At 32.8% G+C, this 24,225-nt stretch carries 28 protein-coding genes; 6 read left to right on the top strand and 22 right to left on the bottom strand.

The genetic code is table 11. The features are described 5' to 3' along the window. Positions 1 to 120 precede the first annotated feature (120 nt). The 16 genes from B7R67_RS09785 to B7R67_RS09710 form a co-directional block, all read right to left on the bottom strand. Positions 121 to 495: a phage holin family protein gene (locus B7R67_RS09785; RefSeq protein ID WP_088069916.1), complete on the bottom strand. Its 375-nt coding sequence runs from the start codon at positions 493 to 495 to the stop codon at positions 121 to 123. Beyond that, positions 492 to 692 (bottom strand): PspC domain-containing protein, encoded by a 201-nt coding sequence (locus B7R67_RS09780; protein WP_088069914.1) that lies wholly within the window; start codon positions 690 to 692, stop codon positions 492 to 494. The genes B7R67_RS09785 and B7R67_RS09780 overlap by 4 nt, the downstream gene beginning before the upstream one ends. Before the next feature lie 612 nt (positions 693 to 1,304). Further along, positions 1,305 to 4,163 (bottom strand): excinuclease ABC subunit UvrA, encoded by a 2,859-nt coding sequence (uvrA, locus tag B7R67_RS09775; RefSeq protein WP_088069941.1) that lies wholly within the window; start codon positions 4,161 to 4,163, stop codon positions 1,305 to 1,307. 14 nt (positions 4,164 to 4,177) lie between these two features. Continuing rightward, positions 4,178 to 6,163 carry an excinuclease ABC subunit UvrB gene (gene uvrB / locus B7R67_RS09770; protein WP_088069912.1) on the bottom strand — a complete coding sequence of 662 codons (1,986 nt, stop codon included), beginning with the start codon at positions 6,161 to 6,163 and terminating at the stop codon, positions 4,178 to 4,180. A gap of 542 nt (positions 6,164 to 6,705) precedes the next feature. After that, positions 6,706 to 7,947, bottom strand: a complete 1,242-nt coding sequence (locus B7R67_RS09765) for a hypothetical protein (RefSeq protein ID WP_088069910.1) — start codon at positions 7,945 to 7,947, stop codon at positions 6,706 to 6,708. Between the two features lie 14 nt (positions 7,948 to 7,961). Then, the gene (locus tag B7R67_RS09760; RefSeq protein ID WP_088069908.1) at positions 7,962 to 8,804 is read right to left on the bottom strand and encodes a hypothetical protein; all 843 of its coding nucleotides are present in this window, start codon (positions 8,802 to 8,804) and stop codon (positions 7,962 to 7,964) included. Then, positions 8,801 to 9,490, bottom strand: a complete 690-nt coding sequence (locus B7R67_RS09755) for an ABC transporter ATP-binding protein (protein ID WP_088069906.1) — start codon at positions 9,488 to 9,490, stop codon at positions 8,801 to 8,803. The genes B7R67_RS09760 and B7R67_RS09755 overlap by 4 nt, the downstream gene beginning before the upstream one ends. Further along, positions 9,491 to 9,883: a GntR family transcriptional regulator gene (locus tag B7R67_RS09750; protein WP_088069904.1), complete on the bottom strand. Its 393-nt coding sequence runs from the start codon at positions 9,881 to 9,883 to the stop codon at positions 9,491 to 9,493. 199 nt (positions 9,884 to 10,082) lie between these two features. Continuing rightward, positions 10,083 to 10,580: a DUF1648 domain-containing protein gene (locus tag B7R67_RS09745; RefSeq protein WP_142289536.1), complete on the bottom strand. Its 498-nt coding sequence runs from the start codon at positions 10,578 to 10,580 to the stop codon at positions 10,083 to 10,085. Positions 10,581 to 10,601: 21 nt separating this feature from the next. After that, a complete protein-coding gene (locus tag B7R67_RS09740; protein ID WP_088069900.1) occupies positions 10,602 to 10,805 on the bottom strand; it encodes a transcriptional regulator in 204 nt (67 codons plus the stop codon). Then, positions 10,806 to 11,108: a YxlC family protein gene (locus B7R67_RS09735; protein WP_088069898.1), complete on the bottom strand. Its 303-nt coding sequence runs from the start codon at positions 11,106 to 11,108 to the stop codon at positions 10,806 to 10,808. Continuing rightward, the gene (gene sigY, locus B7R67_RS09730) at positions 11,101 to 11,640 is read right to left on the bottom strand and encodes an RNA polymerase sigma factor SigY (protein ID WP_088069896.1); all 540 of its coding nucleotides are present in this window, start codon (positions 11,638 to 11,640) and stop codon (positions 11,101 to 11,103) included. Before sigY ends, B7R67_RS09735 begins: the two co-directional genes overlap by 8 nt. Before the next feature lie 546 nt (positions 11,641 to 12,186). Continuing rightward, complete coding sequence (locus B7R67_RS09725) at positions 12,187 to 12,792, bottom strand: flavin reductase family protein (RefSeq protein ID WP_088069894.1); 606 nt, start codon at positions 12,790 to 12,792, stop codon at positions 12,187 to 12,189. 11 nt (positions 12,793 to 12,803) lie between these two features. Continuing rightward, entirely contained in the window at positions 12,804 to 13,409 is a 606-nt protein-coding gene (locus B7R67_RS09720; RefSeq protein WP_088069892.1) for an alpha/beta hydrolase, read from the bottom strand. 2 nt (positions 13,410 to 13,411) lie between these two features. Next, entirely contained in the window at positions 13,412 to 14,371 is a 960-nt protein-coding gene (locus B7R67_RS09715; RefSeq protein WP_235822128.1) for a ring-cleaving dioxygenase, read from the bottom strand. After that, positions 14,368 to 14,808, bottom strand: coding sequence for a MarR family winged helix-turn-helix transcriptional regulator (locus B7R67_RS09710; protein WP_088069888.1), 441 nt, complete (start codon positions 14,806 to 14,808; stop codon positions 14,368 to 14,370). Before B7R67_RS09710 ends, B7R67_RS09715 begins: the two co-directional genes overlap by 4 nt. 243 nt (positions 14,809 to 15,051) lie before the next feature. On the opposite strand from B7R67_RS09710, the gene B7R67_RS09705 reads away from it, so the two are divergent. Together B7R67_RS09705 and B7R67_RS09700 are read left to right on the top strand one after the other, a co-directional pair. After that, a complete protein-coding gene (locus B7R67_RS09705) occupies positions 15,052 to 15,756 on the top strand; it encodes a polysaccharide deacetylase family protein (RefSeq protein WP_088069886.1) in 705 nt (234 codons plus the stop codon). A gap of 110 nt (positions 15,757 to 15,866) precedes the next feature. Continuing rightward, positions 15,867 to 16,523 carry a glycosyltransferase gene (locus tag B7R67_RS09700; protein ID WP_088069884.1) on the top strand — a complete coding sequence of 219 codons (657 nt, stop codon included), beginning with the start codon at positions 15,867 to 15,869 and terminating at the stop codon, positions 16,521 to 16,523. Between the two features lie 192 nt (positions 16,524 to 16,715). On the opposite strand, the gene sigJ is transcribed toward B7R67_RS09700, so the two are convergent. Continuing rightward, positions 16,716 to 17,591 (bottom strand): RNA polymerase sigma factor SigJ, encoded by an 876-nt coding sequence (sigJ, locus tag B7R67_RS09695; RefSeq protein ID WP_088069882.1) that lies wholly within the window; start codon positions 17,589 to 17,591, stop codon positions 16,716 to 16,718. A 21-nt stretch (positions 17,592 to 17,612) separates the two neighbouring features. Further along, positions 17,613 to 18,920, bottom strand: a complete 1,308-nt coding sequence (locus B7R67_RS09690) for a phytoene desaturase family protein (protein ID WP_088069880.1) — start codon at positions 18,918 to 18,920, stop codon at positions 17,613 to 17,615. Positions 18,921 to 19,185: 265 nt separating this feature from the next. Here B7R67_RS09690 and B7R67_RS09685 point away from each other — a divergent pair, with 265 nt between their 5' ends. The 3 genes from B7R67_RS09685 to B7R67_RS09675 are packed head-to-tail and all read left to right on the top strand — an operon-like array spanning position 19,186 to position 20,560. Further along, positions 19,186 to 19,515 (top strand): PadR family transcriptional regulator, encoded by a 330-nt coding sequence (locus tag B7R67_RS09685; protein WP_088069878.1) that lies wholly within the window; start codon positions 19,186 to 19,188, stop codon positions 19,513 to 19,515. Beyond that, positions 19,512 to 19,916 (top strand): permease prefix domain 1-containing protein, encoded by a 405-nt coding sequence (locus B7R67_RS09680; RefSeq protein WP_088069876.1) that lies wholly within the window; start codon positions 19,512 to 19,514, stop codon positions 19,914 to 19,916. The genes B7R67_RS09685 and B7R67_RS09680 overlap by 4 nt, the downstream gene beginning before the upstream one ends. A gap of 11 nt (positions 19,917 to 19,927) precedes the next feature. Further along, positions 19,928 to 20,560 carry a hypothetical protein gene (locus B7R67_RS09675; protein ID WP_088069875.1) on the top strand — a complete coding sequence of 211 codons (633 nt, stop codon included), beginning with the start codon at positions 19,928 to 19,930 and terminating at the stop codon, positions 20,558 to 20,560. Positions 20,561 to 20,666: 106 nt separating this feature from the next. On the opposite strand, the gene B7R67_RS09670 is transcribed toward B7R67_RS09675, so the two are convergent. Continuing rightward, positions 20,667 to 21,308, bottom strand: a complete 642-nt coding sequence (locus B7R67_RS09670; RefSeq protein ID WP_088069873.1) for an NAD(P)-dependent oxidoreductase — start codon at positions 21,306 to 21,308, stop codon at positions 20,667 to 20,669. A 145-nt stretch (positions 21,309 to 21,453) separates the two neighbouring features. After that, on the bottom strand, positions 21,454 to 21,882 hold the full coding sequence (locus B7R67_RS09665; protein ID WP_088069871.1) for an Rrf2 family transcriptional regulator: 429 nt from the start codon (positions 21,880 to 21,882) through the stop codon (positions 21,454 to 21,456). A gap of 309 nt (positions 21,883 to 22,191) precedes the next feature. Between B7R67_RS09665 and B7R67_RS09660 the strand changes: the two genes are divergently transcribed. After that, a complete protein-coding gene (locus B7R67_RS09660; protein ID WP_158095062.1) occupies positions 22,192 to 22,821 on the top strand; it encodes a YrrS family protein in 630 nt (209 codons plus the stop codon). A gap of 137 nt (positions 22,822 to 22,958) precedes the next feature. On the opposite strand, the gene B7R67_RS09655 is transcribed toward B7R67_RS09660, so the two are convergent. Then, positions 22,959 to 23,573, bottom strand: a complete 615-nt coding sequence (locus tag B7R67_RS09655; RefSeq protein WP_088069867.1) for a LysE family translocator — start codon at positions 23,571 to 23,573, stop codon at positions 22,959 to 22,961. 8 nt (positions 23,574 to 23,581) lie between these two features. Next, on the bottom strand, positions 23,582 to 24,052 hold the full coding sequence (locus tag B7R67_RS09650; RefSeq protein ID WP_088069865.1) for an Lrp/AsnC family transcriptional regulator: 471 nt from the start codon (positions 24,050 to 24,052) through the stop codon (positions 23,582 to 23,584). Between the last annotated feature and the right edge of the window lie 173 nt (positions 24,053 to 24,225).

Genomic DNA, 24,225 nt, shown 5'->3' with positions numbered 1-24,225 from the left:
GTCCTGTTTTTTAATCCTGCATAAAAAAGCTCCCAATCAGGAGCTTTCAGACAGTCTCAAAATCAGATAAATAGGACTGACACTTTGTCTACACACTGAAAGCTCCCAACAAGGAGCTTTTTAACGATGATTTTGCTTTTTTTTGTTTTTTGGATCAAACACAAAATATTGAATTAGCATACTGAATGTACTAATTAAAATCGATGCTATTAGAGCAGTTCCAAAACCATTTACTCTTAAGGCATCGCCTAATAGAAAATCAGTAATTTCAAGAGTAAACGCGTTTATGATAAATAGGAATAAGCCCATTGTAAAAATTGTTACAGGTAATGTTATTAAAATTAAAATTGGTCTAATAATTGTATTTAAGATTGATAACACTAACGCAGCAATTATAGCTGTAGGAACATTTGCTACATAAAAATCTGGTTGAAGAAATCCAGCTACAACGATAAAAACTAAACTATTAATTGCTAATGAAAATAACCATCTCATAACTTTTCCACGTCACCTTCTTCTGGAACAACAAAAATCCAAATTAAATATACAAATAATATGGCTCCAAAACCAATAAAAAATAACAATACAAATAATAAACGTATTAAAGTACTATCTAAATTGAAATACTTTCCTAATCCGCCACATACACCTGCAAGCATTGAATCTTTAGAAGATCGATATAATTTCTTCATAAAAATCTCCTCTCTATCAGTAAGCCTTCCTATTTTCTTTAGGCTGTTTTATATTCATTGTTTGCCTTTAATATTTATTTGCGAAATTCTTTTCATTAACCATTCTATGTAAAAAACATTCTAGAAATGTGGACTACTTTTATACAGGTTCTATTAAAGAAGAATGTTGATGATTTCCGTTCCAGGATTTACTTAAGAGCAGGTTTAAGGCAAGGCAGGATTAAGGAGACAGAGGGATTAAAGATTAAAAGACATTAAAGAATTTTATTAATTTCCATTAAGTATTCCTATCCTATATGTTTCCCCCTACTTTCCCTGTCTTGCCTGCTCTTTAGTTCTCCCACCTTCCACTCCAATCAATGTCTTAAATACTATAAAATCTTTATCAAAAATGTATTTTGTAAAATATCTTAACAGACATCCATGCATAAAAATTGTCACATTATTGAATGAATCAACAGTTACTCACATTATTTCAAGGTTGAGTTTAATACAAACTAATTAGTAGAATTCATTTCCTTCTATCTAACAATAAAAGAAAGCCTAGATAAAAACAAATACAAAGAAAAGGAATAACTCCTATTCTTTGTATCTCGTTTTCGATCTATTTTTTTAAGATTCCATCAATGCCATTCTTTTTTCCATTCTCGCTTTGTCACGTTCTAATACTACTTTTAAGTATTTACCAGTATGTGATGCTTCAACTTTACACAGATTTTCTGGCGTACCAGTCGCTACAATTGTGCCACCTTTATCTCCGCCTTCTGGTCCTAAGTCGATTAAATGGTCAGCTGCCTTAATGACATCTAAATTATGTTCGATGACAAGTACAGTATCTCCGTTATCTACTAGTCTTTGTAATACGACAAGTAAGCGAGATATATCATCAACATGTAATCCTGTTGTCGGTTCATCTAAAATATATAAAGTTTTACCGTTTGTACGCTTATGAAGCTCTGAAGCTAATTTAACACGCTGTGCTTCTCCACCAGATAATGTTGTAGCAGGTTGACCTAACGTAATATAACCTAATCCTACATCATTTAATGTTTGTAGCTTACGTTTAATCTTTGGAATATTTTCAAAGAATGAAACGGCATCTTCAACTGTCATATCTAAAACTTCAGAAATCGATTTGTCTTTGTATTTTACTTCTAATGTCTCCCTGTTATAACGTTTCCCATGACAAATTTCACAAGGGACATATACATCAGGTAAGAAGTGCATTTCAATTTTAATGATTCCATCGCCTCGGCAAGCCTCACATCTTCCGCCTTTAACGTTGAAACTAAATCGACCTTTTTTATAACCGCGCACTTTTGATTCATTCGTAGCAGCATATACATCACGAATATCATCAAATACACCAGTATAAGTAGCTGGATTCGAACGTGGTGTACGACCAATTGGTGATTGGTCAATATCAATAACCTTCTCTAGCTGCTCAATCCCTTTAATTTCTTTATGTTCACCTGGACGGACTTTTGAACCGTTTAATTTTTGAGCTAAAGATTTATATAAAATTTCATTAATTAATGTACTTTTCCCTGAACCAGAAACACCTGTTACTGCGACAAATGTTCCTAATGGGAATGAAGTCGTTACATTTTTTAAATTATTTTCTTTTGCTCCGACAATTTTAATTTCACGGCCATCGCCTTTTCTTCTCTCAAGAGGCACTGGAATAAACTTTTCACCGGATAAGTACTTTCCAGTTAATGAGTTTTCATCATTCATTACCTCATTTGGCGTACCTTGTGAAATGATCTGCCCTCCATGAATACCTGCTCCAGGTCCAATATCAATTAAGTAATCCGCTGCCAACATCGTATCTTCATCATGTTCTACGACTATTAACGTATTCCCAATATCTCTCATATTTAATAAGGTTGAAATTAATCGATCATTATCACGTTGATGTAATCCAATAGATGGTTCATCTAAAATATATAGCACACCAGTAAGCCTAGAACCGATTTGAGTAGCTAAGCGAATTCGTTGTGCTTCTCCACCTGATAAAGTTCCTGCAGCACGATTTAAAGTTAAATAATCCAATCCTACATTTACTAAAAAGCCTAAACGCTCTCTAATTTCTCTTAAGATAAGATTTGCGATTTTTTCTTGCTTTGGCGTTAAATCAAGTGAACCAAAGAAATCAAAAGCTTCCTTAACTGACATTTTAGTTACTTCACCGACATGTAAGCCACCAATAAAGACAGCTAATGCTTCTTTTCTTAAACGATGACCTTTACAAGTTGGACAGTTTTGTTGTGCCATGTATTTTTCCATTTGCTCACGAATAAAATCAGAAGATGTTTCTTTATATCTTCTTTCTACGTTAGAGATAACACCTTCAAATTCAATCATTGCTTCACGAACATGACCTTGTTCATTATCATATTTGAAATAGATTTTCTCACCGTCACTACCATAGAGAATCTTATCTTGCAGATTTTTCGGAATGTCCTTAAATGGAATATCCATATTAATGCCATAGTGATTACATACACTTTCAAGTAATTGTGGATAATACATCGAACTAATTGATTCCCATGGCGCAATAGCATTTTCTTTAAGTGTTAATTCTTCATTCGGGATTACTAAATTTAAATCCACCTCTAATTTAGTACCTAATCCATCACATGAATGACATGCTCCAAACGGGCTGTTGAACGAAAACATACGTGGCTCTAATTCTCCAATTGAGAATCCACAAAGTGGACATGCATGGTGCTCACTGAAAAGAAGTTCTTCCTCACCAATTACATCGATGATTACTCTTCCTTCTCCAAGTTTTAATGCTGTTTCAAGTGAATCAGCTAGTCTGGAAGCAACACCTTCTTTTACTACGATACGGTCAATGACAACTTCAATTGAATGTTTCTTATTTTTTTCTAATTCAATTTCATCAGAAACATCAAATAGTTCGCCATCAACGCGTACACGAACGAAACCTTGCTTTTTAATCTCTTCAAATACTTTTACATGTGTCCCTTTACGACCTGATACAACGGGTGCAAGTACTTGGATTTTTGTTCGTTCAGGATATTCCATCACCCGATCTACCATTTGTTCAACAGTTTGAGAAGTAATTTCGATGCCATGATTTGGACAAATTGGTGTTCCAATTCGAGCATATAATAGTCTTAAGTAGTCATAAATCTCTGTTACAGTACCAACTGTCGAACGAGGATTTCGGCTAGTCGTTTTCTGATCAATCGAAATTGCTGGCGACAGTCCTTCAATTGAATCAACATCTGGCTTATCCATTTGGCCTAGAAATTGTCGAGCATACGCAGATAATGATTCTACATATCTTCGTTGACCTTCAGCATAAATCGTATCAAATGCAAGAGAGGACTTTCCTGATCCTGATAAACCAGTAACAACAACTAGTTGATTACGAGGTATCGTTACATCGATATTTTTTAAGTTATGAGCTCTGGCCCCTTTAATAATTATTTCATTCATACTTTTCAAGTTCTTCACCTCTCAGACTTCAATTCTAATATTAAGTCACGAAGTTCTGTTGCTCGTTCGAAATCAAGCGCCTTCGCTGCGTCCTTCATTTCCATTTCAATTGATTGAATAAATAAATGACGTTCTTTCTTATTCATTTTTGCATATTTAGCACTAATGCCATTTTCATAAACTTCTTCTTCTTCAGCAACTGAAGTCGCACGGATGACATCACGCACTTGCTTAATAATTGTCTTAGGTGTAATGCCATGCTCTATATTATAAGCTTCTTGAATTTCACGGCGACGCTTCGTTTCATTGATTGCAATGTCCATCGAGTTGGTTATTTTATCTGCATACATAATAACGTGACCATTCGAATTCCTTGCAGCTCGACCAATCGTCTGAATCAATGATCGTTCGGAACGTAAAAATCCTTCCTTATCTGCATCCAAAATTACAACTAAAGATACCTCAGGAATATCAATCCCTTCACGTAATAGATTGATACCAATTAATACATCATATTTTCCTAAACGAAGATCACGAATTATTTCGATACGTTCTAGCGTTTTAATTTCTGAATGTAAGTAATTTACTTTAATTCCGATTTCTTTCAGATAATCAGTTAAATCTTCAGACATCTTTTTCGTTAGAGTAGTAATAAGAATTCTTTCATTTTTAGCAATACGATTGCGAACTTCTTCGATTAAATCATCAATTTGTCCTTCAATTGGACGAACGTCAATTGTAGGATCTAACAGACCTGTTGGACGAATAATCTGCTCAACTTTCTCTGGACATAAATCTAACTCATAAGGTCCAGGTGTTGCTGTAACATAAATCGTTTGTTTAACTTTTTCTTCAAACTCTGCAAATTTTAATGGACGATTATCAAGAGCTGAAGGCAAACGGAATCCATGATCTACTAATACTTGTTTACGAGCTTGGTCACCGTTAAACATTCCACGAATTTGCGGAACTGTAACATGCGATTCGTCAATTACCATTAAGAAATCTTCTGGAAAATAATCTAATAATGTATATGGTGTTGAACCTGCTGGTCTCAAAGTTAAATGACGTGAATAGTTTTCGATCCCAGAACAAAAGCCCATTTCATTCATCATTTCTAAATCATATCTTGTGCGTTGTTCTAGCCTTTGAGCTTCTAGTAATTTTCCGTTCTCTCTCATCTCTTTTAATCGTTCTTCTAGCTCGAGTTCAATATTTTTTATCGCAATTTTCATTTTTTCTTCACGTGTTACGAAGTGAGATGCTGGAAAAATTGCAACATGTTCACGGTCACCTAAAATTTCACCTGTTAAAGCGTCAACTTCTCTAATTCTTTCAATTTCATCACCAAAAAACTCCACACGTATACAGTGCTCATCACGAGAAGCTGGGAAGATTTCAACAACATCACCACGAACTCGGAATGTACCACGTGAAAAGTCAATATCATTTCGGGCATATTGAATATCTACTAATTTATGTAACAAATCATCTCTACTGATTTCCATACCAATACGTAGTGAACAAACTAATTCACGATATTCTTCTGGCGAACCTAAACCATAAATACATGAAACACTCGCTACAATGATGACGTCCTTACGTTCAAAAAGGGAGGAAGTCGCAGAGTGACGTAGCTTATCAATTTCATCATTAATACTTGAATCCTTTTCGATATAAGTATCAGTTTGTGGTACATAAGCTTCTGGCTGAAAGTAATCATAATAACTAACAAAATACTCAACCGCATTATTTGGAAAAAAATCCTTTAACTCACTATATAATTGTCCAGCTAATGTTTTATTGTGAGCAAATACTAATGTCGGTTTACCCACTTCCTTAATTACATTTGAAATGGTAAATGTCTTTCCCGTACCCGTTGCACCTAATAATACTTGGTGCTCTTTACCATTTTTAACCCCTTCAACAAGCTGCTTAATCGCATTTGGCTGATCACCCTGAGGTTTATAATGAGAAACTACCTCAAATTCCTGCTCCATCTTTCCCGCCTCCATTTCCAAAACATACCTATCCTTCTATTTTACCACAAAATTTCAAAAATCAATCAAAAACAGAACAAACGTACTTTAAAATTTAATGTCTAATTAATAATATAGATGTTTATGAATGAAATCAAGTAACTAAAACAGAACGTACATTCCTTCAATATATGTAAATTAGGAAGGTAATAATAGTATAAAAGCAAGATCCTTCCTATTCTAAAAAATTATGTTGTTTGTTGATATTATAAAAAGTGTATAAGTATAGAATATTTATAGACATTGATTGGAGTGGAAGGTGCGAGAACTAAAGTGCAGGAAGGGCAGGAAGAGAAGGCAAGGCAGGGAAAGTAGGGGAAGACAGATTAGATGGGAATACTGAGAGGAAATTAAAGTCTGTCTTTTAATCTCTTTTTCTTTCTCCTTGATCCTGCCTTTCCTTGTTCCTGCTCTTAAGAATGGAAATCAAACTTCTTTTTCTAGAGCAAAAAAACAAAAAACCTAGTTATGATGTATTTAATAACATCAAACTAGGTTTCTTTTTAATCGTTTGTAAATTCATACACCTGTAATTCTTTTAAAAATTGATTAGACTTACCTTTTGCGTCTTTTACTTTAATATTACCTTCAAAAATAATTTTGCCATTCGTTAAATCAGTAATGACTATATCTTTATTAATCTTTTTTGGATTTTCCATTCCATTCGTAATTGCATATAGCTTTCCATCTAAAACTTTATAATAATCTTCATTTCCATTCATTTTAGGAACGGATATTGGTTGGCCCTCGATTTTTTTATTGATTAAACTGTACTTTAAAATCGAAAGACCTTTTTCGCCGTGAGTAATTATATATAAATTACCATTATCAAGTAACACATTACCTTGCTTCACTAACTCTTTTTGTTCATTTGATAATTTTAACGCTTCTTCTTTACCAGTTTCTAAATTTACTACAAATACTTCATTACTAACTTCTTCGGTTGTTGTTTCTCCATTTTCCTGAGGCTCATCTTTTGTTTTTACTACTCTATAAACATAATACTTAGTAGGAGTTGTACGATCCGCTTCTTCAATTGAGGCTTGAATATCAGTATGAATAGTTTGTTCATTGCTTGATTTGTTTATTACTTTACGATCAACTATTTTCTTCTGACTCACATTTATTCGATACATAATCTTTTCATTTTGATCAACAGCTACATTGTTATTTAGTTGATTTTTATTTTGAGAAGTGATTACAACTAAATCTTTTCCAATTAATTGAACATCATCTACGTAAATATATGAATAGTCCTCTTCTCCTGGAATATCAACTTTAAACGTATAGCGGTCTTTATTTTGACGATCTAGCCCATCAATATACATTTTAAAATGATTGTTTGTATGCTCATACACACCATCAAATTTTCCGCCTTTTACATCTGCATGCCAAACAAAATCTTTATCTATATAAAAATTAGAAGAAGAATTCTTGCCACGCATGTAGTTTCTTTCTTCCTTCTGCAACTTATTTAATTTTTTTAATTCAAAGAAATCGCTATTAATGTCTCCAAAAAAGGAATGATTGTTTTTATAGTCACTACCGTCAGAAGTAATCTTTAAACCTCTATTTCCATACCCTCCGTTTATGACCATGTTTTTTGCATATTTTGAATCTCCTGTTTCAGTATTCAAATAAAATTTAGGTAACTTACTTTCAGACATCGCCACTTTCGTATAAAACGTACTAAGACTAATTGTTGTTACGACTGCTATAATTGCTAAATTGCGATAACGCTTCATTATGAGTTCCTCCTTTACACCGAAACTTTATTCTTTAATAAATATTTACTAAATAAGATTGAAATTGTAATGATGATCGCAGTAAGGCTTAATTCCATATAAAAGACTTCATTTGGATAAAATGAGAATTCATTCCCTACAATAAAGGATTCAATAATTGCCGGTAATAGAAGTACAGTTGCAATAGCAATTCCATATAAAATCCCGTAAACGATTCCCTTCCAACGATAACTACGTTCTAGTAAGATTACAGTAAATAGGGTAAATACTAATCCAATTCCAACAAAATAGAAAAGAATAAAATCGATTAAACTGCTTGGTAAAATAATCGTAAAAATAGTATTACTCATTAAAAGATCAACCGCACTTAATTTATTTAAAAGTTCACTAGGCACTATATTTTGAAAAACACTTATTTCAATTGGTAAAAGGATCAATTGAAAAGCTAGTAAAGATAAAACCATTATTAATATTGTAGTTGCTTTTGCAAAGTAAATTGTCATTCTCGATGTCGGTAGCATGAATAGACGGTAGATAAACGTATTTTTTCCAAAATAATCTCTATACCAGATGATAAAAATGTAAAACATCATTAAAGCTACACAAACTGCAATTGGTCCAATAAATAAAATGTGATTTGTAACTTGGTTAAAGCTTAATTCTCCATATGAGGATACAAATGCCTCTGTTGCTTTTATTGAGCTCGCATAATTTGCATCATTTGCCAATTTCATGTATTTTGACTTTACTAAAAACAAACTAGCAAACTGCGAAATAGCTGTTAAAATTAATAAACCTAAATATAATTTACTAAAACGATTAACCTCAAAATTAACTAGTTTTATAAAACGATTCAAGACTGATACACCTCTCTCATAACGTCAATCACTGACTTACCTTCTTCTAATCGTAAATCTTCTGTATAAAATTCTTTTAAAATTTCGCCATTATCTAATAAAACGACTTTATCGATTAAATGTTCAATATCATTAATTTCATGAGTTGTTATAATAACGCCTCTGTCTTCAATTAAATGACTTGTAAAAACTTTTGCAATTTGCTCTCTACTAAACATATCAATACCAGAAAATGGTTCATCCATTAAGACATAATCTACGTCTAAACCTAAACCAAAAAGTAGATTTGCTTTTGCAGCATTCCCTTTTGAAAGCTCACCTAACTTTTCATCTTCATTTAATTTGAAGAATCCAAGTAATTCTTTTGCCCGCTCTATATTCCAATTCACATAAAAATCCTTCATAAACCGTATTGCTTCACCAACTGTAAAATTAGGTAGCATCGTAAGTGTATCCGGAATAAACGTGATATTTTCATACATCGAGTGATGGATTTTTTTATCATCAATTAAAATTTCACCACGATCGATTGGTGTAATTCCCATAATTGCTTTCATCGTTGTCGATTTACCAACTCCATTAATTCCTATTAAACAAGTAATTTCTCCTTTGTTTGCTGTAAAAGAGATATCACGTAGTACATTTTTCCGACCATATTTTTTTGAGACATTTTTTACTTGGATCATTTAAGCTTCTCCTTTCGTTTCTTCTTTTATCTTCTCTACATAATTTTGTTTAACCATTTCTAGTAGCTCTTCGACTGGAACATTGATGACTTTAATCGAATCAACGAATTCGTTCACGGCTTCCATGATTAACTCGTTCCTTACACCGTTTAATACTTTTATATCTGTCGTAACCTTACTTGGAAAATTTCGTTCAGTTGTAATCAATCCTTGTTCCTCCATTTCCTTGTACGCTTTTTGTACAGTATTTGGATTTATATTAAATTGAACAGCTAATTCTCTTCTTGATGGTATTTCTTGACCTGCTTCTAATAGCCTTTTTGCAATTTGTTGTTTAAAATGCCTAACGACTTGTAGATAAACTGGCTCACGATTGTTCACGATAAACTCCATCAGTCCACCTCCTGCAATAAAATTTCAATTCTACTAGTATGTGTGTGTACTATGTAGTTCATACACTAAGTACATACTTGTGTACTAAACGGGTAATACACCTTATATGTGTACTATACATGTAATACACCAAATCTGTCAAACACAAAATAAAAAAAAACAAAGTTGAAGCGTTCCAACTTTGTTCGGTATTTTCTCTCTATCGATATTTTCTTGACTTTACACCATAAATAACTAGCGTACTAAATAGACAAACGACAAGCGCTATCACCCCATAATGATTTAAATGGTTCACTGATTCTAGTGCGTCTTGAACAATTGTCCAAAGCAGATAGGCTATTAAAATCATGAGCTCTAGTTTTAAAAACGCCATCATTTGAATTGCTAATTTATACTGCTTTTCAGCATTTTCGTCTGTAATTTTTACAAAATAATTAAATTTATGTGGAACAGATTGAGTAAATGTATTTACAGTATATAGAATTAAAATAATCCCTAAGAAAATAAAAATCGTCCATTTTGGCCCCCATAAATCTACATTCCCTATAAAATTAAAATGCATAGGAACCTCATTCGGTAATTTTCCATACATGATTATGATATATACCGCTGATATCGCAATGATAACTAATGATAAATAATTCATCCATTTTTGAAATGACGTTTCTTCTATATTTAAAATTGGTCTATTCTCCATCTCCAAAACACACTCACTTTCTTAACCTAGTTTTTTACGATCTTTTCTAACAACTAAAAAGTAAAAGAAGATACTAGGCCAAGGAAATTGAATCATTCCTAACAATCCCCATAACCATGCTGAACGATTTCTTTTTTTAGCTTTTGTAAAGAGGGTAATACTTTGAGCAATTAAAACGATAAATACCGAAACTAAAATAATAATATTTTCTGTAGTCCATTCCATTTAGATCCACTCACTTTCAATTTTCTTTTTATCTCGTTTAAAAATAATTGGAAAAGCAATAAATCCAAGTCCCTGAATAATAACTACACTAATTGGCGCTTCAAACGCTAGTAAAAAAGTTCCTATGAAAAGACTGCATGCTACACAAATGAATAGGATTAGTTCTTTAAGAAAAGAAGCTTTCTTTTGTTCTTGATGTAATTTGATTTTTTCTGTGATTGCACTTAAAGAGGGTTCTTGAATATCCGTTAATTCATCAAACTGCTTAAATGCTGAAACGATACCTTCTTTTTCTTTATCCATTTTGCATAAGCTCCTTTCTTAATTCCTTCATTCCATTATGGATTCTTGATTTAACCGTACCTTCTCGAATCCCCATCATATTTCCAATTTCCTCGTTCGTATAGCCATAGTAATGCTTTAATAAAATTGCTGTTCGCACGTCTGACTTAAGCTTTTCAAATCCCTCCATGACATCACTCCACTCAAATCCTTTATAAGTTAATTGCCAATTTAAGGAGCGCGATAATTCATCTGTCTCATTTTTTTGCCAAAACCATTCGCGTTTTTTCTTTCTCTGTTGATCTAAATACAGTCTAGTTGCAATCGTCATTAACCAAGTAGAAAATTTGGATTGACCATTATATTTCCTTATATTGTCATAACCCTTCAACATCGTATCCTGCACTAAATCTTCTGCAGTTTGTTTATTTAAAGTCATTTTTAGTACGTACTTATATAGAAAGGAGTAATGGGTTTGAAAAAGTTTGGCAAATGCTTCTGGATCACCTTGTTGGGCGTATTTTATAATTTCTAATTCCTCTAAATCAGCCATTTCTTCCTCCTTCCTTCCTAACTTAATCATTATTTATTTCGTGTTCATTTGTTATACGTTTAACTCCAACAAACCGTTCATTTTATTTTTTATAAATTTTTGGCTCTGTTAAAAAAGAATGTTGATGATTTCCGTTCCAGGATGCCATTAAGAGCAGGAACAAGGAAGGGCAAAGATTTTAAAAGACTTTAGAAAATTTTATTGATTTTCACTACTAAATTTACGTCCTATATTCTTTTCCTGCCTTCCCTGCTTCTCCTGCTCTTATCTGTCTCCCACCTTCCACTCAAAAATCTTTCTCAAAAATGTGTTTTGTAAAATATCAACAATTAACATTAATAGAGCCAAATTTTTTAAAAAAGAAACCTCGCGGATTAATCTAGTCTTTAGGCTAAGTCAAAGGCTTAGTTACACTAATACTTTTCTCCAACTACGTCGAGTTTTCTCCACCGCTGCCATTCATGCTTAACGTAAAAAAAATCCTACCCAATAACTGGATAGGAATAAGTTGTGAGCATATTTATTTTACTCTTCTTTTCAATTTTCTTATTTTGGACGATCGATCGTAAACATTTCACCTATTTTTGCGTAATCATTACCTGCTAAACGACTGATCGCTTTTAAGCCATTTGCATCAATTCGACCATTTTCATATATTTCATCTTCAATATGAAAATAAACTACTGTTCCAATTAATAAGTCACAGGCTTCATTATCTTTACCTAATGGAATTGCTTGTTCTAAAATACATTCCATTCGTATTTTTGATTCTTTTACACCTGGAACTGAAACCTTCACACTTTCAACAGGCGTTAAACCTGCTATTTCAACTTCACTCTCATTAGATGGTAATGCAGCCGCTGTTTTATTAATCGCCTCTACATTTGACTCATCTACAATATGAACAACAAATTCCTTTTTCTCAATCGCATTTCTAGCTGTATCTTTTTGTATACCATTTTGACGTTGAACAGATATCGAAATCATCGGTGGATTAGACGTAACGATATTGAAATAACTAAATGGTGCACCATTTAAAACTCCATCACTTGTTTCAGATGTAACAAATGCAATTGGTCTCGGAATAATTCCACCAATTAAAAATTTATAATTATCACGTTCACTTAAATCTGCTGGAGAAAAGGATTTCATTCGTTCACCTCTTAAAAGTTATTTTTGTACCAATCAGTTGCAGCTTCAATTTCTGATCTTGTTAAGCTATGTCCATTATTTTCCCAATGAGTAACTACTTCAGCACCTGCTCCAACTAACAATGAAGCTAATTCTTCCGTTTCCTGAGGTAAACAAATTGGATCATTCTTACCTGCACCTATAAATACAGATACATCTTTCATGTTCGGTAAGTCTAAATCGCGAATCGGTACCATTGGATGTAATAACATCGCTCCTTTAAATACATCTTCATAATGGAAAAGTAAACTTCCAGCGATATTTGCACCATTTGAATAACCTATTGCAATTACATTCTTTGCATCGAAACCATGTTCAGTAGATGCTGTTTCAATAAATTCTTTTAATTCTTTTGTACGGAAAACTAAATCTTCCATATCGAATACTCCCTCAGCTAATCTTTTAAAGAAACGTGGCATTCCATTTTCGCTTACATTTCCTCTAACAGATAAGATCGAAGCTTCATCATCTATCATACTACCAATTGGTAACAAGTCATGCTCATTCCCACCAGTACCATGTAAAAGTAAAAATGTTGGTTTAGTAGGGTTACTCCCTTTAATAAATACGTGTTTCATTCTTATTCTCCTTTCACTTCTCGAACTACAATCGGTTGAAGATGATTTTCTATTGTTTCGCGATGTGGCTCTTGCCATTTCGGAAGCATTAGCTTTTCACCTAAATGGTCTTTTTGCTCATCAATCATAAACCCAGGAGGATCAGTTGCAATCTCAAACAATAATCCACCATGTTCACGGAAATAAATTGCATTAAAGTAGTTTCTATCTTTTACTTCAGTAACACCGTAGTTATGGTCATGAATCTTATGTTGCCATTTCACATGTTCCTCGTCATTGCTTGCACGCCATGCAATATGATGAACAGTACCTACACCCATTACTCCTCTTCCAACTGCAGATAATTCGATATCAATTATATTTCCAATATCACCTGCTGCCTGATATCGTAAATAATTACCTTCTTGACCTAAACTTTCAAGTTCCATCACTGTTTCTAAAAGCTCAGCTGTTTTATGTGGCGCACCAGAATATAAAACTGCTCCTCCAAATCCTTTAATTGCTACATCTTTCGTAACACCATTAAATTCCCAAGTATTTTCTTTGCCGTTTTCTCTTTCAACTAGTTCAAGCTTTAATCCGTGAACATCTTCAAATTGAAGGAAAGTCTCTCCAAATCTAATAACTTTGTTCGTATGAATGTTAAAAGATGCTAAGCGCTCTTCCCAGAATGACAACGCATTTGGTGGAATTAAAAATGTTGTTATCCCTACTTGACCGCTTCCAACGCGACCTTTATAAGCGTTTGCCCAAGGGAAGAATGTCATTATCGTTCCAGGCTCTGCTCCTTCATTACCGAAGTAAAAATGATACGTTCCCGGATCATCAAAGTTAATCGTCTTTTTCACAAATCTCAAACCTAATACTCCAGCATAGAAATCCATATTCTCTTGTGGATCACCAACTATGGCAGTAATATGATGTATTCCTTTCATTTTTTCCATTAAATCTCCTCCATTCATTTATTTAGTTTTCTTAATAAATTAAGTAATTGTAATTGCTCTTCTTCTGTCAATTTACTAAATTGAGCCTGTTGAAATTGCTCTTGTGTAGGCACGATTTCCTCATACATTTTTTGACCAATTTCTGTTAAAGAAAGATATTTATTTTTCCATTCTACTTCCCGTTTAATCCAATTCAACTCTTCCATTTTTTTTAATAAATGAGTTACATTTCCTTTTGTAACAACTAATTTTTCTGCTAACTCTTGCTGAGTAAGGCGCTTATTCCTACCGACGTGAACAATGACATCAAATTGTGCAGTTGTAAGCCCCCACTTTTTTAAATGATTATTTGATTCTCTAACATTTTTAAGATAAAAACGTGCTAATCGAAACCAAAGTAATACGGCTATGTTTTTTGTTTTATTTGCTGAAGCTTCATTATGATTATTTACCATTTTTGCACCTCTTTGATCGATCTTGTTATCAGTTTAATACTAAACTGATAAATTATCAAGTAAATAAATTTATTATTTTTAATCTGCTTCCAAAAACTTTTACTTATTTAAGAGTTCTGTTAAATCAACAACCCTTACTAGTTACATTCTTTTAAAAACTTTACTTTTCCTCCTTTATTCTTTTAGGAGGCAATTGATATAATTAATTTTAAATTTCAATAGCTAAAAAGAAAGGTACCTTATATGAAAAAAAGTTTACTAAAACTCGGCATCAGTATTCTTATTTTGGTTCTCATCTTATTTGGATTGTATAAATTAATGAATTCGAGAACTTATCAATTATATGGTGGGCTGACTAATCAAGTTCATACGAATCAAAAGGTAGTCGCATTGACATTTGATGACGGTCCTACAAAAAATGTTAATGATATTCTGCCACTCTTAGATCAATACAATGCAAAAGCTACTTTTTTTCTAATCGGTAATGAAATTAAAAAAGATCCTGAGGAAGCTAGAAAGATTGTAAATGCGGGACATCAAGTTGGAAATCATACGTATTCTCATAATCGAATGGTACTTAAATCTCCTTCTTACATAAAAAGCGAAATCGAAAAAACAGATAAGTACATACGAAATGTAGGCTATAAAGGTGAAATTGACTTCCGTCCTCCAAATGGAAAAAAGCTAGTTGGATTACCTTATTATTTGCATAAACATAATAGAGAGACAATTACTTGGAATATTGAACCAGATACTTTTTATACAAAACCAAGTGAAAAAATAAAGTATGTACTGAAAAAATGTAAACCCGGTTCGATTATTTTGATTCATCCAATGTATGACCATACTGGTAAAGAACTCCAAACAATTAAAGGGATATTAGAGGTATTATCAAAAGATGGATATAAGTTTGTAACTGTTAATGAGCTTCAGAAATTAAAGAAATAGTAATTTTAGCAAAAAGAATAAACCTCTTTTTGCTTTTTTAATGCATGAAAATAGAAAAAAAATCCAAAATAATATTGGTACATTTTGAAAAAATTCAAAGGAGACTTAAAATGAAAAAGCAATTCCTTAAGATAACAACTCTATTTTTATGTTTTACGTTAATTTTATCTCCTATAAAATCTAACGCAGAAGTAACTGATACGCGAGTTCATGGAAAATGTATGAGCAAATCAGCAGTGAAATTTAAAGGTGATATGAGAAAACTCTGGACGGATCATGTCATATGGACTAGTAAATATATCGTTAGTGCAATTGATGGATTACCTGATAAAGACAAAGCACTTGCTAGACTTTTAAGAAATCAACAAGACATCGGTAATGCTGTTAAGCCTTATTACGGGGCTGCTGCTGGAGATCAGCTTACTAAATTATTAACAGAACATATCGCAATTGCTGGAAAAGTCATTGAAGCTGCAAAATTAAACGATATGGCCAATTTGAAAGTACTTAATGACCAATGGTTTAAAAACGCAGATGATATAGCTGCTTTTTTAAGCAAAGCAAATCCGAATTGGTCAAATCAAGATTTAAAAAATTTACTCTATATGCATTTGAAAATGATAACAAATGAAGTTGTTACTAGATTGAAAAAGGATTGGGATGGGAATGTAAAAGCATTCGATGCTGGACTTAACCACATTTTCGTTCTCGCAGATGCATTATCATCAGGCATCATCAAGCAATTCCCAAATAAATTTAGAAGTTAAACAAACGTTTGATTTTAATGATAGAAGGGTGTCTCTTATGAGACACCCTTGCTTTTTGGGGAGGGGCGAACACTTTGTGGATTTTATTGATAATGTTGTGAACTTTGTTGATATGTGAATTGTTTTTGTTGATATCGGACTAATTTTTGTTGATACAACCCCAATTTATGTTGATAACATCATTCACACATACTAGAACTTTAATTTATCCGGGTTACGTAACATGTAAATTCTTCTGTAACTCTCTTTTTCTCGTTCAAAACAAATAAGTGTTGGTTCCTCTCCCTCACTTGTTATTAATAAACCGATTTGATTATTAACAATGACACATTCAATACTGCTAGGAGATTTTATTTTCTTACTCACCCCTACTAAGAAAGCAATAACATTTTTCTTTTGACTGATTGGACGAAGAGCTGCCTTTGTTTTACCACCAGCATCCGTGATTAATACGATATCCTCTGTTAATAATGAGATAAGTAGATCTAGGTTGCCAGTTTCAGCAGCTTCAATAAATCGTTTAGCAATGATGATTTCTTCGTTAAGATTTCGTTGTACATCTTGCTCACTATACTGAATTTTCTTCTGCAATCTACTGAAAATTTTGCGGGAGTTTAACTCTGTTTTATTCAAAATCTCTGAGATCGTACGAAAGTCAAACGCAAAAGCTTCTCTTAATACAAAAACAGCTCTTTCTGTCGGATTCAACTGTTCAAGTAATACTAAAAATGCATATGAAATCGTCTCTTCAAAAACCATCTTCTCCATTGGATCGGCTTTTACGGGGTCGATGACTCCTTGGATAACTGGCTCTGGAAGCCACGGTCCAATGTAAACCTCCCGTTTATTTTTTGATGATTTTAATAAATCCAAGCAACGATTCGTCATGATTTTACACAAAAATGCTTTAATATTTTCTGGATCCTCTTTTGATGAACAATTCATTTTTTGAATAGCGAGAAATGTATCCTGTACTAAATCCTCTGAATCCTCAATTGATCCTAGCATGCTATATCCAATTGAAAATAAAAGTGGTTTATATTTTGAATATAAATAATCTACTTCCATGGAATTTCTTCCCCTTTATGATTAGATTAATTGAACTGCTAGCTTCTCATTTATTAGTTTAGACGCATTTTTAGCACTAGTTAAAGATGCTTTCAATAAAACTTCCCTTTCCCCTAACCAATCTCCTGCAACATATATGCCCTCTATACCAACTTCCTGATGGTTTGATAAATGATAATCTAAATGATTAAACGGTTTTTTTATGTCGTTACTGACAATTAGTTTAGGAAGGAAACGTCGTGAAATTACATAATCTCTCCAGCCTGGTTGAATGAAATCAAGTAAACACTCTAATTCACGCTCATCATCTGAAGGTACTGATTCAATAGCAGAGTTTAAATATTTCATCACATGAACAACAATCTCTCCTGGGTTAGTTGATAGCTTAGCGACTGTAGAATGATTTGAAAAATACCAAGGTTTCTCTACACCCACTGCGAAATTTATTTTTGGATTAGGTAATGCTGTCATTACGAGATCTAAGCACGCCGCTTTTACTGGAATCATTTGATTACAAATGTTTAAAAACGATTGTGGAATTTGCTCATTCATTAACTTAGCAAAATCATGAGGATTAATTGTTGAAAGTAAACAGTTTGCTTCTATGAGCTGTTCATCTTTTAATATGATTTGAATAGTTGGATAAGAACCTAAAACCTTAGATACTACCACTCTCTTTTTAATGTCAACTCCAAGTTGCTCAGCTTTTTTAGCTAAGTCATTAACAATTGATTGCCAGCCATCATTTAAATACATAACCTTTGCACTTCGTAACTGACCGATTGCCACCCCTGCACTCATTATTGAAGGATTATTAGTATAAGTTGTAACACGAGTAAATGCTAAAATCATATTTTTCACGTGCCTACTAGTGACTGTCTTATTTAAATATTCTTCTAAACTAATATGATTCAGTTCATTTAAATCCAATCTTTTCATTTGACGATAAAAGTGAATAAATTCCATCTTTTCTTTCCATTTTAAATGGTTACCAACAAACAAATTAAATGCCTCAATCACTTTCATTTGGTCCGGTTGTTCGCCAAAAATAAATGAGGTGCTTAATTTTGGTGGATTACCAGCGACCGTTACACCTACTTCATTTAATATCTCAATACAATTTATATATAACGCATGCGCTCCAAGATTTAATTGTGCATTTCCAATTGCAGTTGAATTGCCTCGCCCACCTAATTTAGAACCTTTTTCGAGTAGTAAAACTTTTTTACCTTCTTGTGCTAAATAAATTGAAGCTGTTAAACCAGCAATCCCACCACCAAATACAACTACATCCCACTTTTGCTTATTATTTAATCTATTTGATGTCATAATTAATCGCTTCCCTTCCTTTATTTCACTAATCAAGACGAATGAAAAAAGGAGAATGTGACATATAGTAGAAAAAAATTTGAGCTAGTCCTATTTCAGTAGATTTTTTACATATTATGGTAGTAGTGATAATCAATTAGCACCTTCATATTTTCCACAAAGTTAGAATCCCCAAGAAAAAAACGAGCAAATTACTTTGACAGATAGAGTAATTATTGATAACATTACTCTATCAGATAGAATAATATACTTTAGAAGGTGAATTATGGTTAGAAGTGACATTATACGCGGGCATCTAGACTCAATCATATTAAAGCTTATTTCTGAGAAAGATCGATATGGGTATGAAATATCTCAGGAAATAGGGCTCCGTACTGATAATCGGTTTCAAATTAAAGAAGCTACATTGTATGCAGTATTTCAGCGATTAGAAAAAAAGGAACTGGTTGAAGCTTATTTTGGTGATATTACGCATGGCGGAAAACGAAAATATTACAAAATTACTTCATTAGGTAAAGCATATTTAAATGAATTAGCTAAAGAATGGCAGGAAGTAAAAGAAATTATTGATTTATTTATGGAGGAGAAAAGATGAGAAAAATTAGAAATCATATTGATGAACTATTTAAAGAGTTTCCCAGAACAAAAGAAACTGAATTAGTTAAACAAGAGATCATTCAAAATTTAGAAGAAAAAGTAATGTATTTAATGGAAAATGGGAAAGAAGAAGAAGATGCTATCAATAAAGCAATCGTGGAATTTGGTGATGTTGAAGAATTAAAAAAAGAGCTTGGTGTAAAGAAGCCTGATGCAAAGAGAGCTAATCTGGCAAAACTAAATCTTTCATATTCTTTATGGGGTAGTGGCTTACTAATCGCTTTATTCATATTTATTAACTTTTACTATACACCTGAGACAATTTGGTTTGTGTATCCTATGTTTGGTTTATTATGGTGGCCTCTATCAATGTATTTCTACTGGCAACGTAAAAAGTGAGGGATGAATCGATGAAAAATTATATCGGCTTTGCAACTGTTGGATGTATAATGACCATGCTCTTTTTTATGATCGTCAATTTTATTACATCACCTAGTACGATTTGGTTCATTTATCCTTGTTTTTTCCTTTTATTTTGGCCTATTAGTTTATACTTCATTGGAAAAAGATCGATGAAACAATTTTCGTTTTTTGGAAGTATTGTCATACTTGCGTACCTACTAACTGAAAACTTAGTTCATTCACCAGATTATCTATGGTTTTTCTATGCAGCTTATCCAATTTTATGTTGGCCAATTTTAATGCATTTAGGCTCAAAAGCTAGGACATTTTCAATTGCATTAATCGGCTCTATCATAACGATCGCTTATTATGGATTATTGAATTTTATCGCTACACCAAGTTATCCGTGGGTAATTTATCCAGCTTTTGCAGTTATTTGGTGGCCATTATCTATTTACCATGCAAATAGAAAATCATATGTAGCATTTTCTTTTTCAGCTAGTATACTGATTAGTATTTTCTTTATATATGTAAATATCATCTCATCTCCAAATACAATTTGGGCAGTTTATCCAATATTCGCAGTCATCTGGTGGCCTCTAAGCATGTATTTCTATGGATATAAAAAGAAGCATATATAGACAATAAAGTACGTTAATAGCTTGGAGGACTTCTTAATGAAGTCCGTTTTTTTTTGATCATAAAAAAAAGCGATTCTACAAAGATATAGAACCGCTTTAAAAAAGATTATTCAGCCTCAGAAACTAATGTGAAACGTTCATTTACATGCTGTGGATTTTCAATTTCATCTACTAATGCAATCGCGTAATCAGCATAGCTTACGTAGCTATTACCTTTTTTATTTACAATAAAATTGTCATTTCCTTTTTGGTACGTACCTGTTCTTTTTCCATTTGGATCGAAGAATGCAGCAGGACTAATAAATGTCCAATTAATATCAGTTGATTTTTGTAAATCTTGAAGACCTTTTGCCATATTTGAAGCAGTAGCAAAATATTCTTTTGGAAATTCAGGAGTATCAACTAATTGAATCGTTTTTGCTTCATCTACGAATAAGCTTCCCGCTCCACCTACTACGATTAATCTCGTATTTTCTACATTCTTTAATGCATTGATTAATACATTCCCAGCTTCGATGTAAAGATGCTCTTGTCCCTCAGCTGCTTTAAATGCGTTAACTACAACATCAAATTGTTTTAAATCACTAGTAGTTAAATCGAATAAATCTTTTTCAAGTACTGCTACATCTTTATTTGTTAATTTAGAAGAATTTCTTACGATTGCTGTTACATTATGTCCTCTTTCAATCGCTTCATTCATAATCATATTTCCTGCTTTTCCTGTTGCACCAATAATACCAATTTTCATCTTTTTTTCCTCCTAGAATTTTTTTATCTCAATTCGAGATCATCTTTCATTGCATCGTAACTAACTCAGTTACAACAAACCTAAAAAAATATATTATGATGTAACAAAAGTAGTTACATCACCTGTAAAAAAAATTGAATTTATGTTATCCAATTTTTTTACTTAGTACATTAACTAATTCTTCCATTGTAACTTCATCCAAAATTCTTTCCATCGCTTCTTGAGCACGATTTAATATCAATTCAAGCACTGCTTGGATATTTGCTCCAACTGGACAATTTGGATTCGGTTTTTCATGAAATTGAAAAAGTTCTCCTTCTTCTACAACTTCAACTGCTCGGTAAACATCAAGGAGCGTAATTTCATTTAAAGACTTTTGAAGTGTTGCTCCACCAGTTCCTCGACGAACCTGGATTAAGCCAGCATTTTTAAGTTTTCCCATTACTCTTCTAATTACAACTGGATTCGTATTAACACTTTCTGCAATCCATTCAGAAGTGCAAAGTGCACTATTCTCAATCGTAACTAATGATAAAATATGAACAGCAACGGTAAAACGACTACTGATTTTCATAGGATTCAACCTCCCGATGTAATCATTATAGTTACAACAACTATTCTCTGTCAATATAATTTATTTTGTACAGATTATTGATTTCCTATTTTTTTATTCACCATTTTTCACTTTTTATATGTAGAGTAATTGATTTTTCTCGCTTTCCGTGTGTGTGTGTTAAGTCTCCTAGTCGTTTTTTCTCCTTAACTCACAACAAAAAAACTTATCAGTTATATTACGAAATTGTTAATTTTGTGATACAACTAATAAGTTTTTCACCACACATGATAAAATTTTGACATTCTCAAGTTTGGGAGAGTGTTTAGATTGAAAAATTTTCAAAGTAATTCGCGTACAAAGTCCAGATCAAAAAGAAAAAAAGGCAAATTTATTTTATTCGGATCAATTGCAATCGTACTTATAGTGATTATCTTTGTAATGCGTTCGATTTTTTCTCCGGCAGATGACAAGAAAGCTGCATCCCTAGATAGTCTATATGCCTCAGCTAAAAATCAAACGGATTACAACAAAAAGAAGGACAAGCCAGATACGACAGATAATTCAACCAACAATCAAGTAAGTGAGGACTCAACGTCTCAAGATCAAACTCAAAATGATGAAACAACTAGTGACACAGCATCAGCAGACGATTCATCTTCATCGAGTAGCTCGGAGTCTAGTCCAGCACCGGAAACACCTGAACAAACGGGTTCTCAGCATACTACAAACTATGATTCGAGTTCTCAAGATTGGCAGCAGATGCTACAAACAATCTCTACCGCTACTGGAATTGATCAAAGCAATATGACTGTATGGTTTTTAGGGAGCGACAAAAGTACCCCAGGCGGCTCAGTCGGGACTGTATCAGCAAAAACAAAAGGTTCGCAAAAATTCCGTGTGAATCTCCAATGGAATGGATCGGGCTATACAGCAACAAAAGTTGAACCTGTTTCATAAAAAATGGAACACAATCAGGCTGTCGAGAAGTATTCGACAGCCGATTTTTTTTAAAAGAATCCTAAAATCACTATAATTCCTATCCAATTCCTCAATAACAAATTCTAGCAATTGCCTACAAAATGCAATGACCATTTTTACATTAAGCCATATAAAGCGATCCCACCAAAAATAAGAATAATAATACCTGATAAACGATTAATAGCTGTTAATGACTTATCACTAATTCGATTTCTAAATAGTCCTACACCGCTGCTTAAAATAATCCACCATAAAGTTGAACCGCAAAACACACCTAAAACTAAAACGACTGAAGAAATAATACTACTCCCTGAATTTGATATACCTAATCCAGCAAAAATAGCAATAAATGATAAAATCGTCATCGGATTGGTTAACGTTAAAAATAAAACTGATAAAAATGCACCTATAATATTTTTCTTTTGAGTTTCAGATTGGGAAAAACTTGCTTTTGAAATTAGTGTTTTTATGCCCAAATAGCAAAGAAAACATCCACCAATTAATTGGATCCAAAAGTGCTGACCGATTAAAAAGTTCGTAATAACTGTTAATCCAAATCCAGCAATTAAGCCATAAATACCATCCGCTGTCGCTGCACCTAAACCTGAAACCAAACCAACCATTTTACCATGTGCTAAAGTTCTACGAATACATAGAACCCCAATTGGACCAACTGGTGCAGCAATTGATAGGCCGATTAATAAGCCCTTTAGGAAAAATTCAATATCCATACTAACCCCTACTCTATAAAAAATTTGTGTTTTTGTAATGGAAGTTGAAATGTCTCTTTTGTTGTATCCATTACAATTGTTGTTTTCGTTCTTATTACGCCTTGTACTCCTTTTATCTCATGACTGATTACTCGATCTAAATCCTTCGTATTTCTACTTCTTATTTTTAGTAAATAATCATCTTCACCTGCTATATGGTGACATTCCTGTACTTCCACTAATTGATTTATTAATTCTAAAAATGGTGCACGATATTCAGGGCGTTCAAGTGAAACAGCTACAAATGCAGTTAGTTCACTGCCTACTTTTTCTGAATCTACTAATACGCCAAACTTCTTTATGACACCTTGTTCGATCAATCGATTGACGCGTTCAGCTGTAGCTGGTGCAGACAAACCAATTTCAGTGGCTAAATCGGACCACTTTATTCTAGAATTATCCATTAAACGATTAATAATTTTCAAATCGTAAGTATCCACTTTCTAACACCTTCTTTTTATAATTTTTATTATATTTTACTTATTTTTCGAAAGTGTTTCAATATTTTCCCAACGCAAAATCCTTCTAAATGATAAGCGTTTAAGAAACATATTTATTTATAAGCATTAATAAAATGAAGAATGAAGACAATCTTTTAACGAAGGAGGCCATA

Source organism: Gottfriedia luciferensis (genome assembly GCF_002156865.1).
Classification (GTDB): Bacteria; Bacillota; Bacilli; order Bacillales; family Bacillaceae_G; genus Gottfriedia; species Gottfriedia luciferensis.
Note: the sequence above shows the minus strand (reverse complement) of the source record. Positions and strands in the feature narration are given on the sequence as shown.

What these genes read in the sequence shown, in the direction of transcription:
- B7R67_RS09755 (WP_088069906.1), bottom strand. Translation starts at nt 9,490, where the DNA reads ATGATCCAAGTAAAAAATGTCTCAAAAAAATATGGTCGGAAAAATGTA.
- B7R67_RS09785 (WP_088069916.1), bottom strand. Translation starts at nt 495, where the DNA reads ATGAGATGGTTATTTTCATTAGCAATTAATAGTTTAGTTTTTATCGTT.
- B7R67_RS09665 (WP_088069871.1), bottom strand. Translation starts at nt 21,882, where the DNA reads ATGAAAATCAGTAGTCGTTTTACCGTTGCTGTTCATATTTTATCATTA.
- B7R67_RS09710 (WP_088069888.1), bottom strand. Translation starts at nt 14,808, where the DNA reads ATGGTAAATAATCATAATGAAGCTTCAGCAAATAAAACAAAAAACATA.
- B7R67_RS09735 (WP_088069898.1), bottom strand. Translation starts at nt 11,108, where the DNA reads ATGGATAAAGAAAAAGAAGGTATCGTTTCAGCATTTAAGCAGTTTGAT.
- B7R67_RS09705 (WP_088069886.1), top strand. Translation starts at nt 15,052, where the DNA reads ATGAAAAAAAGTTTACTAAAACTCGGCATCAGTATTCTTATTTTGGTT.
- sigY (WP_088069896.1), bottom strand. Translation starts at nt 11,640, where the DNA reads ATGGCTGATTTAGAGGAATTAGAAATTATAAAATACGCCCAACAAGGT.
- B7R67_RS09720 (WP_088069892.1), bottom strand. Translation starts at nt 13,409, where the DNA reads ATGAAACACGTATTTATTAAAGGGAGTAACCCTACTAAACCAACATTT.
- uvrA (WP_088069941.1), bottom strand. Translation starts at nt 4,163, where the DNA reads ATGAATGAAATAATTATTAAAGGGGCCAGAGCTCATAACTTAAAAAAT.
- uvrB (WP_088069912.1), bottom strand. Translation starts at nt 6,163, where the DNA reads ATGGAGCAGGAATTTGAGGTAGTTTCTCATTATAAACCTCAGGGTGAT.
- B7R67_RS09690 (WP_088069880.1), bottom strand. Translation starts at nt 18,920, where the DNA reads ATGACATCAAATAGATTAAATAATAAGCAAAAGTGGGATGTAGTTGTA.
- B7R67_RS09750 (WP_088069904.1), bottom strand. Translation starts at nt 9,883, where the DNA reads ATGGAGTTTATCGTGAACAATCGTGAGCCAGTTTATCTACAAGTCGTT.
- B7R67_RS09655 (WP_088069867.1), bottom strand. Translation starts at nt 23,573, where the DNA reads ATGGATATTGAATTTTTCCTAAAGGGCTTATTAATCGGCCTATCAATT.
- B7R67_RS09700 (WP_088069884.1), top strand. Translation starts at nt 15,867, where the DNA reads ATGAAAAAGCAATTCCTTAAGATAACAACTCTATTTTTATGTTTTACG.
- B7R67_RS09670 (WP_088069873.1), bottom strand. Translation starts at nt 21,308, where the DNA reads ATGAAAATTGGTATTATTGGTGCAACAGGAAAAGCAGGAAATATGATT.
- B7R67_RS09745 (WP_142289536.1), bottom strand. Translation starts at nt 10,580, where the DNA reads ATGGAGAATAGACCAATTTTAAATATAGAAGAAACGTCATTTCAAAAA.
- B7R67_RS09725 (WP_088069894.1), bottom strand. Translation starts at nt 12,792, where the DNA reads ATGAAATCCTTTTCTCCAGCAGATTTAAGTGAACGTGATAATTATAAA.
- B7R67_RS09780 (WP_088069914.1), bottom strand. Translation starts at nt 692, where the DNA reads ATGAAGAAATTATATCGATCTTCTAAAGATTCAATGCTTGCAGGTGTA.
- B7R67_RS09675 (WP_088069875.1), top strand. Translation starts at nt 19,928, where the DNA reads ATGAAAAATTATATCGGCTTTGCAACTGTTGGATGTATAATGACCATG.
- B7R67_RS09740 (WP_088069900.1), bottom strand. Translation starts at nt 10,805, where the DNA reads ATGGAATGGACTACAGAAAATATTATTATTTTAGTTTCGGTATTTATC.
- B7R67_RS09715 (WP_235822128.1), bottom strand. Translation starts at nt 14,371, where the DNA reads ATGAATGGAGGAGATTTAATGGAAAAAATGAAAGGAATACATCATATT.
- B7R67_RS09685 (WP_088069878.1), top strand. Translation starts at nt 19,186, where the DNA reads ATGGTTAGAAGTGACATTATACGCGGGCATCTAGACTCAATCATATTA.
- B7R67_RS09680 (WP_088069876.1), top strand. Translation starts at nt 19,512, where the DNA reads ATGAGAAAAATTAGAAATCATATTGATGAACTATTTAAAGAGTTTCCC.
- sigJ (WP_088069882.1), bottom strand. Translation starts at nt 17,591, where the DNA reads ATGGAAGTAGATTATTTATATTCAAAATATAAACCACTTTTATTTTCA.
- B7R67_RS09765 (WP_088069910.1), bottom strand. Translation starts at nt 7,947, where the DNA reads ATGAAGCGTTATCGCAATTTAGCAATTATAGCAGTCGTAACAACAATT.